This window comes from Streptomyces sp. PA03-1a (assembly GCF_033792805.1).
Lineage (GTDB): Bacteria > Actinomycetota > Actinomycetes > Streptomycetales > Streptomycetaceae > Actinacidiphila.
Map to the genome: position 1 here is coordinate 1 of NZ_JARAVO010000271.1, position 12,086 is coordinate 12,086.

Below are 12,086 nucleotides of genomic sequence, written 5' to 3' on the forward strand. Positions count from 1 at the left end.
CCCCGGCGCCGATCGCGCCGCACCGCGGGCCCCGGCCCGCGGCCGCCGGGCCACCTCCGGCGACGCCGCCCCGGTCCTCGTCCCCACGCGGCCCGCCGTCACCGCGCCCCACCGCGAACCGACCGCTCCCGGGAGGGAAGCCCCATGCAGGACCGCCGCCCCGCAAGCGCAGAGCCCGCCGTTCCGATCGACCCGTGGGACGCCCCCGAGCTGACCGGATGGCGCCGGCTCCCCATGCACGCCGTCGTCCGCCCCGACGCGCCCCGCGTAGCGCTGGACGGGCGCTGGCGCTTCCAGCTGCTGCCCACGCCGCGCACCCCCCTTGCCGGCCGCTGGGCGCAGACGGACGTGCCCGGCTGCTGGACCGTCCAGGACTTCGAGGACATCCACGGCGTGCGCGACCTGCCGCACTACACCAACGTGACGATGCCCTTCCCCGACCTGCCACCCTCACCGCCGTCCGGACGCAACTCGACCGGGGTGTACGAGCGGGAGGCCGACGTGCCCGCCGACTGGGCGGGGCGGCGGGTGGTGCTCCACGTCGGGGCCGCCGAGAGCGTGCTGATCGCGCACGTCAACGGCACCGCCGTCGGGGTGGGCAAGGACTCCCACCTCGCCTCGGAGTTCGACGTCACGCACGCGGTGCGCCCCGGGGAGCGCAACACCGTGCGCCTGACGGTCGTCAAGTGGTCCGACGCGACCTTCCTGGAGGACCAGGACCAGTGGTGGCACGGCGGCATCACCCGCTCCGTCCACCTCTACGCCACCGACCCGCTCCACCTGGCGGACGTGGGGATCACGGCCGTGCCCGGCGGCACCCTCGACGTCGCGGTCCGGGTCCGCAGCGGGGAGGGCGCCCTCCCGGCGGGCTGGAGCGTGTCAGGACTGCTGTGCACCCCGGACGGCATCCTGCGGCTCCCCGCCGACGAGGCCTTCGCGCGGGCCAACGTCGCGAGCGAGCGCGTCTCGGACTTCCTCGGCGAGGCCCGCATCCGGGCCACGGTGCCCGGTGTCCGGCCGTGGACCGCCGAGACGCCGCACCTGTACGACCTGACCGTGCGGCTGCACCGGGCGGACGGCAGCGTGGCCGACGAGTCGCGCCACCGCGTCGGGTTCCGTCGCGTGGAGATCTCCGGGGCCGACCTGCTGGTCAACGGCGTCCGGGTCTACTTCCGCGGGGTCAACCGGCACGACTTCCACCCCCTGACCGGGCGCGTGGTCGACGCCGAGGAGATGCGGGCCGACCTGTGCCTGCTGAAGCGGCACGGCTTCAACGCGGTGCGCACCGCGCACTACCCGCCCGACCCGGCCCTGCTCTCCCTCGCCGACGAACTCGGCCTGTACGTCGTGGACGAGGCCGACATCGAGACCCACGACCACGCCCACGAACTGGCCGACGACCCGCGCTACCTGGGGGCGTTCACCGACCGGGTGGCCCGGATGGTGCTGCGCGACCGCAACCACCCCAGTGTCGTGGTCTGGTCGCTGGGCAACGAGAGCGATCACGGCGCCCACCACGACGCCGCCGCGGCCTGGGTGCGGCGCACCGACCCGACCCGGCCCGTGCAGTACGAGGGCGCGATCAAGGACGCCTGGGAGGAGGCGCAGTCCGCGAGCGACATCATCTGCCCGATGTACGCCTCCATCGAGGAGATCACGGCCGGCCCGCACTCCAAGCCGCTCATCCTGTGCGAGTACTCGCACGCCATGGGCAACAGCAACGGCTCCCTGGCCGACTACTGGCGGGCCATCGAGTCCACCCCGGGCCTGCAGGGCGGCTTCGTCTGGGAGTTCCGGGACCACGGCATCCTCCAGCGGCTCACCGGGGAGGGGGCCGGCCGCCCGGCAGGGCCCGACGCCCCTGCCGACGCGTACGCCGACGGGGTGACCGCCCCCGGTTACCGCTGGGCCTACGGCGGCGACTTCGGGGACACGCCGCACGACGGGGCCTTCTGCGCCGACGGCCTGGTCCTGCCCGACCGGACGCCCAAGCCCGCGATGGCCGAGCACCGCGAGATCGCCGCCCCGCTGCGGCTGGAGCTCACCCCCGACCGCCGCGAGGCGCGGATCACCAACCGGCAGCACTTCGCGGACCTGGCGTGGCTGAGCGCGCGATGGCACATCGGCGACTCCGGCACCGCCCCTGCCCGGCTCCCGGACCTCGCGCCCGGGGAGAGCGCGGTGGTGCCGCTGCCCACCAGCCTGCTGCCGCACGGCGACTCGCACCTGACGCTGCGCGTCACGACGGCGCAGGACCTGCCGTGGGCGCCGCGCGGCACGCTCGTGTGCGCCCCGCAGGTGGTGCTCGCCGAGGACCACCGGGACCTGCTCACCCGGGCGGGCGCCGTGCTCGCCGGTGACGGGGCCGGGGCCGTGGAGCTCGACGACGCCGGACTGCTCCGGCATCCGCTGCTCACCGCGCCGCCCGTGCTGACGCTGTGGCGGGCCCCCACCGACAACGACGAGTGGGGCGGCATCGCCGCTCGCTGGCGCGCCTGGGGCCTGCACGCCCTGGAACGCACCCTGGTGTCGGTCGGCAGGGAGGGCGCGAGCGTGGTGGTGCGCTCGGCGTACGCGACGGACGGCGCGGGCACCGTCGGCCACGAGCAGGTCCTCACGCCGCTGCCGAACGGAGGGCTGCTCGTCGACGAGACCGCGGTGCTGCCGGATGCGCTGGCCGACCTGCCACGGGTCGGCACCGTCTTCGAGACGTTGGCGGGGCTCGACACCCTGGAATGGTTCGGGCGGGGCCCCGGTGAGACGTACCCCGACCGGTGCGCGGGTGCGACCGTGGGGGTCCACCGGTCGGACGTGGACGCGCTGTTCACGCCGTACCTGAGGCCGCAGGAGAGCGGCGGGCGGCACGACGTGCGGCGCTTCACCCTCACCGGGGCCGCGACCGCGCCGGGGATCGCCGTCCACCTGGACGTGCCGCGCCAGGTGAGCGTCACGCGCTACCGCGCCGCGGACCTCACGGCCGCCGCCCACCACGACGAACTCGTGCCGCGCGCCGCGTGCGTGGTCCATCTGGACGCCGCCCACCGCGGGGTCGGCACCGCCTCCTGCGGCCCCGACACCCTGCCGGTGTACCGGGTGGGCCCGGGTACCCACCGCTGGTCCTGGACGCTGCAGCCGCTCTGACGGGCGGTCAACACGCCGCGTGGAGCGGGGACTTCCGAATTGGTGCAGACCATTGACCCCATTGGTCTAGTCCTTCTAGGGTGTCCCCGCATCCACGCGCGCTCACGACCGCTTCCTCACCAGAGGTGACTCCATGCCCAGACAGCAGGGATCACGGTTCCGCAGAACGCTGGTCGGCCTCGTCGCCGCCGGCACGGCGCTGCTCACCGCGAGCCTGGTCACCGGCCCCGCCGCGGCCCAGCCCGCGCCCGCGGCGGCGTCCCACGGCCACGGCCACCACGCCCCGCACACCACGGGAGCCACGTCGAAAGTCGTCGGCTACTTCATCGATTGGGGCGTCTACGCCCGCGACTACCACGTCAAGAACATCGTCACCTCGGGCGCGGCCTCGCGGCTCACCCACATCAACTACGCCTTCGGCAACGTGAGCGACGGCAAGTGCGCCGTCGGCGACGAGTGGGCCGACTACCAGAAGCCCTACGACGCGGCCGGCAGCGTCGACGGCGTCGCCGACGGCACCGCGGACGGCGCGCTGCACGGGAACTTCAACCAGCTGCGCAAGCTCAAGAAGCAGTACCCGGACATCAAGATCCTGTGGAGCTTCGGCGGCTGGACCTGGTCGCCCGGCTTCAGCCAGGCCGCGGCCGACCCGAAGGCCTTCGCCGACTCCTGCTACGACCTCGTCGAGGACCCGCGCTGGGCCGACGTCTTCGACGGCATCGACATCGACTGGGAGTACCCGAACGCCTGCGGCATGTCCTGCGACACCAGCGGCCCGACCGCGTACACGGACCTGATGGCCGCGGTACGCCACCGCTTCGGCAAGAAGAACCTGGTCACCGCCGCCATCACCGCCGACGCCTCGGACGGCGGCAAGATCGACGCCGCCGACTACGCGGGCGCCGCGAAGTACGTCGACTGGTACAACCCGATGACCTACGACTACTTCGGCACCTGGTCGGCCACCGGCCCGACCGCCCCCCACTCGCCGCTCACCTCCTACCGCGGCATCCCGGAGAAGACCTCCAACGCGGCGGCGACCATCCGCAAGCTGCGTGGCCTCGGCATCCCGGCCCGCAAGCTCCTGTTGGGCCTCGGCTTCTACGGCCGCGGCTGGACCGGTGTGACGCGGACGGCGCCCGGCGGCGACGCCACCGGCCCCGCCCCCGGCACCTGGGAGGCGGGCAGCGAGGACTACAAGGTGCTCAAGACCCGCTGCCCGGCCACGCGCAGTGTCGCCGGCACCGCGTACGCCCGCTGCGGCGACGAGTGGTGGAGCTACGACACGCCGCTCACCCTCCGCGGCAAGGCGGCCTGGGTGAAGTCGCAGGGCCTCGGCGGCGCCTTCTTCTGGGAACTGAGCGGGGACACCACCAACGGTGAGCTGATCAACGCGCTCGGCCGCGGTCTGCGCTGATCCCACCGCACGTACGCCGGGAGGCCCGGCCGCCACGGGGGCGGCCGGTCCTCCCGGCGTCCTGCTTCAGCGCGCGGCGCCGAAGTCCTGCGTCCAGTAGTTGCCGGGCTGCGCCAGCGCGATCCCTATCTCCTTGTACGAGCAGTCCAGTATGTTCCGCTTGTGGCCCGGGCTGGCCATCCATGCGCTCATCACGCTGGAGGCGGAGGAGTAGCCGTAGGCCACGTTCTCGCCGTAGCTGCTCCAGTCGTAGCCCGCCGAGGAGATACGGTCGGCGGGGGACGAACCGTCGGAACCGGTGTGCGACATGTTCTGGTGCGAGGCCATGTCCTTGCTGTGGTCCTGCGCGGCCTGGTTCAGCTTGGCGTTGACCTTCAGGGCGGTGCAGCCGGCCTTCGCCCGCTCCTGGTTGACCATGTCGAGCACGGTGGCCGAGGCTCCCGTCAGCGTGGCTCCGGGACCCGCGGCCGGGGAGGCCGGTGCGGCGGACGGTGCCGACGAGGGCGCCGACGACGGTGCCGACGAGGGCGCGGAGGCGGGGGCCGAGGGCGCGGAGGCGGGGGCCGAGGGTGCCGCGGAGGGTGCCCAGGACGGCTTCCCGCCCCACTGGCCGCCCTGCGTCCACGTGCCGTCGGCGGACCCGTCGGCGGACCCCTTCCAGGACCCGCCCCACGAGGCGTGGTTCCAGCGGCCCTGGCCCTGGGCCTGGCCACCCTGACCTTGGTCGCCCCGGCCCTGGGACCCGCTGTACTGCGGGCCATGCTGGCCGCCGACGCAAGCCATGGCCACCGAGGGCACACCCACGGCGGCGACGGCGAGGGCGGCGACGGTGATCTTCCGGAAGGGCTTCATCCGGCGGTGCTTCGTCATTGCGTGACCTCACTCCAGGGTTCGGCGTGCGTGTTCACAACCCACCTGAGCTGCCGTGACGGCTGGCGGGCCCGGCCATTGTGTGGACCGTCCCGAACATCGGGCAATGAAAGATCGGTACTACGCGGACTCGTAGCCGCGGTGCCTCTTGCGCCCGGCGGGTGAGCGTGCCGCGCCGCCGGAGCCACGGTGCGGAAGAGACCTGATGGGCCCTCAGATCGCTGTCCCCACCCCGGGAGAGGCCCATGACGCCGTACGGATCGGATACCGTCGCCCCCCTGTGCGAATTATGTCCCATTCCGTCACGGATAGATGTTATATGCCGCGTGGACGCCCGCTACTAAGTCGCACCGTAACCACCCGATCCAGCGTGAGGGACATCACGGGACGCCCCGGGAACAGTTGCCGCGACGGCCGTCACGGGCACACCGCAGGGCACAATCACCGCATGCGACACATCCTCGTCATCGGCATCGGCGCGGGCGATCCCGAACACCTCACCCTTCAGGCGGTCAAGGCGATCGGCCGTACGGACGTCTTCCTCGTCCTCGGGAAACCCGAGGAACGCCAGGACCTGATCCGCCTGCGCCGGCGGATGCTGGACGAGCACGCGCGCCGCGGCCACCGCCTCGTCGAGGTCCCCGACGCCGAGCGCGACCGCACCGCCCCCGGCTACGCCGAGGCCGTCGAGGACTGGCGGCGCCGCCGCGCCGACCTGGTGGCCGGACTCCTCGACGCCCACCTCGGCCCCGGCGAGACCGGCGCCTTCCTGGTCTGGGGCGACCCCTCCCTCTACGACAGCGTGATCGCCGTCGTCGAGGAGGTCCTGGCCCGCCGGCCGGGTTCCTTCACCCATGAGGTCGTTCCCGGCATCAGCAGCGTCGCCGCCCTCGCGGCCCGCCACCGCCTCACCCTCACCCGGGTCGGGCGCCCCCTGCAGATCACCACCGGCCGCCGCCTCGCCGAGGGGTTCCCCGAGGACGCCGACGACGTGGTGGTCATGCTCGACGGCGGCGCCGCCTTCGCCGGCCTCGACCCCGAGGGCCTGGACATCCACTACGGCGCCTACCTCGGCACCGAGGACGAGATCCTCGTCTCCGGCCCGCTCGCCGAGACCTCCGAGCGCATCCTCCGGGCGCGCACCGAGGCCCGGGAACGCAAGGGCTGGATCATGGACACCTACCTGCTGCGCCGGCGCCGCGGCGGGCCGAGGTGAGCCACGCGCAGCGCGCGCGGCCGGTCCCGCAACCGGGACCGGACACCCCTTACTGTGACATCCGGTACTGAACCCCTGCGTACGGGATGAGGTCGAGGACGTGCCGTTCGCGGAGGCGGCCGCCGGTGAGGAGCCCGGGCCCGCCGGCGCGCCGGGCCCGGACGCCGGGCCGTGGTCACGGGCACCGCTGCTCGCGGTGTGCGCCGGCTACTTCATGGTCATCCTGGACGTGACCGTCATCAACGTCGCCGTGCCCGTGGTGGGCCGCGAACTGTCGGCCTCGCTCACCGGGATCCAGTGGATCACCGACGGCTACACGATGGTGTTCGCCGGGCTGCTGCTCACCGGCGGGGCCCTCGGCGACCGGCTGGGCAACCGCCGCGTCTTCTGCACCGGCGTGGCCGTGTTCACGGTGTCCTCGGCCGCCTGCGCGCTCGCGCCGGACGCCCCGTCCCTGGTCGCCGCGCGGCTGGCCGAGGGACTCGGCGCGGCGCTGATCGTGCCCGGCTCCCTCGCGCTGCTCCAGCAGGCCTACCCCGTCCCCGCCGCGCGATCGCGCGCCGTCGGGCTGTGGGGCTCGATGGCCGGCATCGCGGCCTCCGCGGGCCCGCTGCTGGGCGGGCTGCTCGTGTCCACGGTGGGCTGGCGGTGGGTCTTCCTGGTCAACCTGCCCGTCGGCGTCGCCTGTCTGGCGCTGACGCTGCGGCACGTCGCGCCCTCGCGCCGGCGCGCCGACCGGGCCCTGGACTTGCCCGCGCAGTGCGCCGTCGTGGCCGCGGTCGCCCTGCTGACCGCCGTCCTCAACGAAGCCGGGCGGCGCGGGTGGTCCGATCCGGCGGTCCTCGCCGGCGCCGGCCTGGCGCTTCTGGCCGTCGTGGCGTTCGCGGTGCGCGAGCGGCTGGCCCGCTCGCCCGCGGTCCCACCGCACATGCTGCGCTCCCGGGCGGTCGGCGGCGGCTCGCTGACCGGGCTGCTCTTCAACTTCGCCTTCTACGGCATGGTGTTCACCGCCAGCGTCTCCTTCCAGCACCAGCGCGGCTACAGCGCCCTCGGTACCGGCCTCGCCCTCTTCCCGGCCGTGGCGACGACGATGTTCGCCTCCGTCCTGTCCGGGCGGCTGGCCCGCAGGACCGGGGACCGTCCGCTGGTCGTCACCGGCATGCTGCTGGGCGCCCTCGGGCTCGCCGGCTGGGCCGCGGCGGGGCCCGACCCGGCGTACCCGCTGCTCGTCGCCCCCATGATGGCCGCGGGCTTCGGCACCTCCTTCGCCCTCACCGGCACCACCACCACCGTCATGGCGGCCGCGCCCCCCGGCTACTTCGGGACCGCCTCCGCCCTGTTCAACACCGCCCGCCAGATCGGCAGCACCGCCGGTGTGGCCCTCGGCGGCACCCTCCTCGCCACCGCCGCCGACCACGGCACGGGGCTGCGGCTCGCCATGGCCGCCGGCGCCCTCGCCTACCTGACCGCCGCGGCCCTGGCCCTGCGGTGCGTACCCCGGAAGGCCCGGCCCGCCCCAGCGCGCTGATCGCACGGGGACGGCGCCACGCGCCCTGCGTCCCACCACGCCGTCACCACCTGCCGGAACTGGCTATTCCGTGACCTGAGTGCCGCTCTGCCGTCAACTCGGCGCGTCGCTCCGGAAAGCCTTTGTTCGCCTTCAATTAAGAGTCGATCCATAGGTTCGACAAATGTTTGAGAATCCCCATGAGTGCGCAGTGCACGGTGCGGAGGACCGACGGTGACGACGCAGACCGCTGAATCCGCGACCGCCGTGATCCCGCAGCCGGCGCCGGAATCGGGCGGAACGGCACTGATCTCGTACATCCTCCCCGTGTACAACGAGCAGGACGGCATCCGCCATTTCCACGAGGAGCTGGCCAAGGCCCTCGCCGGGCGGCCGGAATTCCGCTACGAGATCGTGTACGTCAACGACGGCTCCGCCGACGGCTCCCTGACCATCCTCAGGGACCTGGCGAAGAACGACCCCCGGGTGCGGGTGGTCGACTTCGCCCGGAACTACGGCCACCAGATCGCCATCACCGCCGGCCTGGACGAGGCCACCGGCGACGCCGTCATCATCATGGACACCGACCTCCAGGACCCGCCGAAGATCAGCCTGGAGCTGGTCGACGCCTGGCGCGCCGGTGCCGAGATCGTCCACGCGCGCCGCCGCACCCGCCGCGACACGATCTTCAAGCGCACCACCGCGCACGCGTTCTACCGCATCCTGCGCAGCTGGGCCGAGGTGGACATCCCGCTCGACACCGGCGACTTCCGGCTCCTGGACCGGCGGGCGGCCGACGAGCTGCGCCGCTTCCGTGAGCGCAGCCGCTTCGTGCGCGGCATGGTCGCCTCAATGGGGTTCCGGCAGACCGAGGTCCAGTTCGACCGCGACGAGCGCTTCGCCGGGGAGACCAAGTACCCGCTGCGGAAGATGGCCCGCCTCGCCATCGACGGCGTCACGAGCTTCTCCACCGTCCCGCTGCGGCTGATCAGCCGGCTGGGCTTCCTCGTGCTCGCCCTCTCCCTCGCCGGCATCGTGTACGCGCTGGGCATGAAGATCTTCCGGCCCGACATCACGGTGTCCGGCTGGACCATGCTCATGGTCGTCACCCTGTTCCTCGGCGGTACCCAGATGCTCGCCATCGGGGTGCTCGGCAGCTACATAGGACGCATATACAGCGAGGCGCAGAACCGGCCGCTGTACATCGTGCGCGAGGTCCTGCGGCATGACGGCGACTGAGGCGGCCGGGGACGCGGACACCGCGGCCCCGGCTCCGGCAGGTCCCGACCGGCGGGCGGACCTGCGGCAGCTGATCCGCTACGCGCTGGTCGGCGGCAGCGGCGTCGCCCTCGACCTCGTGGCCTTCCTACTGCTCTTCAACGTGCTCGGCCTCGACGAGCAGGTCGCCAACATCATCAGCACGAGCCTCGGCATCACCAACAACTTCGTGCTCAACGCGATCTTCACGTTCGACAAGCGGGACCGGCTGTTCGTGCGCTTCCTGCGTTTCTACGCGGTCGGCGTCACCGGCATCGCCCTGACCTACGTGCTGTTCCAGGTCTTCACCAGCTGGCTGGGCGTCGACGCGAACATCGTCAAGGCGGGTTCGCTGCCGCTGGTGCTGGCCACCCAGTTCGTGCTCAACAGGAAGTGGAGTTTCGGATGAATCTCGGCATCATCGGTGCCGGCGCCACCGGCCTGACCGCCGCCTACGACGCGGTCAAGGCCGGACACCAGGTCACGGTGCTCGAAGCGGCCGACGAGCTGGGCGGACTCGCGGCGTCGATCCCCATCGGCGGCGTCCCGCTGGAGCGGTACTACCACCACATCTTCCGCAGCGACCGGGACATCATCGAGCTCATCGAGGAGCTCGGCCTCGGCGACGACCTGCGCTTCCACAAGCCCACCACCGGCGTCTACCGGGACGGCGAACTGCACCCCTTCAGCACCCCGCTGGAGATGCTGCGCTTCCCCTCCTTCTCGCTGGTCGACGGCGTGCGCTTCGGTGCCTCCTCCGCGCTGCTCAAGGCCGTCCGCAGCGGTGAGCGCTACAACGACCTCACCGCCCTGGACTGGCTGCGCCGCCGGGCCGGCCGCAAGGCCACCGAAACCATCTGGGAGCCGCTGCTGCGCGGCAAGTTCGGCGACCGGGCCGACGAGGTCTCCATGGCGTGGCTGTGGGCCCGCGTGCACTGCCGCACCTTCGAACTCGGCTACGTGCACGGCGGCTTCGAGCGCGTGTACGCGGCACTGCGCGACGCCGTCGCCGCCCGCGGCGGCAAGGTCGAGTTCGGCAAGAAGGTGGAGACCATCCGCCAGCCCGAGGGTGCCGAGCAGGTCACGGTGACCACCGGCGACGGTGCGTCCTACGCCTTCGACCAGCTCATCGTCACGGTCCCGCAGCCGGTCTTCGCCAAGGCCGCGGACGTCCCCTCCGACGACGCCGTGTGGCGCAACCAGTACCTCGGCGCCACCTGCTTCGTGCTCGAGGTCGACCGCAGCGTGATCCCGTACTACTGGCTCAACATCAACGACCCGGACTTCCCGTTCCTGGCCGTCGTGGAGCACACGCAGATGGTCGACCGCGAGGAGTACGGCGGCCGCCACCTCCTCTACGTCGGCAACTACGTGCCGCGGGACGACTGGCGGTTCACCACCGACCCCGCGGAGGTGCTGGACCGGTACATCCCGTACCTGCAGCGGCTCAACCCGGACTTCGACCGCTCGTGGATCCAGGAGTGGCACTTCTCGCGTGCCCCCTTCGCCCAGCCGGTCGTGACCCCCGAGTACCGCTCGCTCATCCCGGGGCACCGCACCCACATGAGCCGGGTCACGCTCGCCACGATGGCGCAGATCTATCCGCAGGACCGCGGGCAGAGCTACTCCATCGCGCTGGCGCACCGCGTCACGAAGCTCATCGGCGCGAGCTGAGACGCCGGCGGCCGGGGCCCGGCCGGGCGACGCCCGGGCCCCAGCCGCGACCAGCTCCGTTCGTCGCCCCACACCGAGAGCGGATCCACGTAGGGGCGCAGCAGTCCGGTCAGCACCGGGTCGCCGCGTCCCGCCAGCTCGTCCGAGGCCAGCTTCCGCGCGACACCCGCGAGGAAGTCGGCGAGCTGGATCCGCGGGTCGTGGCGCGACTCGGCCAGCCGCAGCCCCGCCGGCCGCAGGTCCGGCGCCAGGCGGGCCCCGAGCCGCGCGATCCGTTCCTCGGTGAGCGAGTTCTGCCGGTCGTGCACGACGTGCACCCGGACCCCGTCCGCGCTCCAGCGCGCCACCGTCCGCTCCAGCGCGGGGAAGAGCGGGTCCAGCGGTTCCACGGCCTCCGGTGCCTGTGCGAGCCGCGCGCGGAACGCCTCCGCCCGCGGCCTGGCCCGCCGCAGCACCTCGATGACCCCGGCCAGGGCGCCGTCACCGCCGTCGGCCGGACCCAGCGCCTCCAGGGCCCGGAAGAACGGGTCGACGGGCGCCGGCCCCGCCTCGTGGTTCCTGGTCCGCGCCAGTTCGTTGGAGGCCCGGAGGAAAGGGCGCCACCGTTCCGCGTCCACGGTGCGGCGCCCCTCGCGGTACAGCACGGCCGCCCGCGCCGCCGCGGGCGGCCCCGGGGCCAGCACGTCGACGACCGCCACGACCACGAACCACGCCTTGTCGACGAGGTGCACCGAGGCCTTCCCGCCCAGCGGCCCCGCCGGCCCCAGGAACCACTCCAGTACCGCCCGGTGCTTCTCGCGCAGCAGATGGTTCGCCTTGTACTCCTCGGCGGGCGAGCGGATCCGCTCGCGCACCTCCCGCAGCGCCCGGGCCGCCGCGTCGCCCGCGACGCACACGCCCGCGTGTGCGAAGACGTCCGTGTTCCCGCCGATCAGGTTCTCGCCGTCCGAGCCCGACTCGTCGCAGGCGACCTCCAGGAACGTCACCCGCCCATCATTCCGCCC

At 72.9% G+C, this 12,086-nt stretch carries 9 protein-coding genes; 7 read left to right on the forward strand and 2 right to left on the reverse strand.

All coding sequences use genetic code 11. The features are described from left to right. Positions 1–144 precede the first annotated feature (144 nt). Both PV341_RS38915 and PV341_RS38920 read left to right on the forward strand, forming a co-directional pair. A complete protein-coding gene (locus PV341_RS38915) occupies positions 145–3,141 on the forward strand; it encodes a glycoside hydrolase family 2 TIM barrel-domain containing protein (RefSeq protein WP_500360270.1) in 2,997 nt (998 codons plus the stop codon). Positions 3,142–3,274: 133 nt separating this feature from the next. After that, complete coding sequence (locus tag PV341_RS38920; protein WP_500360271.1) at positions 3,275–4,558, forward strand: glycoside hydrolase family 18 protein; 1,284 nt, start codon at positions 3,275–3,277, stop codon at positions 4,556–4,558. Between the two features lie 66 nt (positions 4,559–4,624). On the opposite strand, the gene PV341_RS38925 is transcribed toward PV341_RS38920, so the two are convergent. Further along, on the reverse strand, positions 4,625–5,428 hold the full coding sequence (locus PV341_RS38925; RefSeq protein ID WP_500360272.1) for a CAP domain-containing protein: 804 nt from the start codon (positions 5,426–5,428) through the stop codon (positions 4,625–4,627). A gap of 448 nt (positions 5,429–5,876) precedes the next feature. Between PV341_RS38925 and cobF the strand changes: the two genes are divergently transcribed. The 5 genes from cobF to PV341_RS38950 all read left to right on the forward strand — a co-directional run bounded on the left by cobF (position 5,877) and on the right by PV341_RS38950 (position 11,082). Further along, the gene (cobF, locus tag PV341_RS38930; RefSeq protein WP_500325051.1) at positions 5,877–6,644 is read left to right on the forward strand and encodes a precorrin-6A synthase (deacetylating); all 768 of its coding nucleotides are present in this window, start codon (positions 5,877–5,879) and stop codon (positions 6,642–6,644) included. A 100-nt stretch (positions 6,645–6,744) separates the two neighbouring features. Continuing rightward, positions 6,745–8,172, forward strand: a complete 1,428-nt coding sequence (locus PV341_RS38935; protein ID WP_500360273.1) for an MFS transporter — start codon at positions 6,745–6,747, stop codon at positions 8,170–8,172. A gap of 213 nt (positions 8,173–8,385) precedes the next feature. Continuing rightward, on the forward strand, positions 8,386–9,390 hold the full coding sequence (locus PV341_RS38940) for a glycosyltransferase family 2 protein (RefSeq protein WP_499510464.1): 1,005 nt from the start codon (positions 8,386–8,388) through the stop codon (positions 9,388–9,390). Beyond that, the gene (locus PV341_RS38945) at positions 9,377–9,817 is read left to right on the forward strand and encodes a GtrA family protein (RefSeq protein ID WP_500325048.1); all 441 of its coding nucleotides are present in this window, start codon (positions 9,377–9,379) and stop codon (positions 9,815–9,817) included. The genes PV341_RS38940 and PV341_RS38945 overlap by 14 nt, the downstream gene beginning before the upstream one ends. Continuing rightward, on the forward strand, positions 9,814–11,082 hold the full coding sequence (locus PV341_RS38950) for an NAD(P)/FAD-dependent oxidoreductase (protein ID WP_500325046.1): 1,269 nt from the start codon (positions 9,814–9,816) through the stop codon (positions 11,080–11,082). Before PV341_RS38945 ends, PV341_RS38950 begins: the two co-directional genes overlap by 4 nt. Here the strand turns inward: PV341_RS38950 and PV341_RS38955 are convergent. Beyond that, positions 11,031–12,068: a hypothetical protein gene (locus PV341_RS38955; protein ID WP_500325044.1), complete on the reverse strand. Its 1,038-nt coding sequence runs from the start codon at positions 12,066–12,068 to the stop codon at positions 11,031–11,033. The genes PV341_RS38950 and PV341_RS38955 overlap by 52 nt on opposite strands. Positions 12,069–12,086 lie beyond the last annotated feature (18 nt).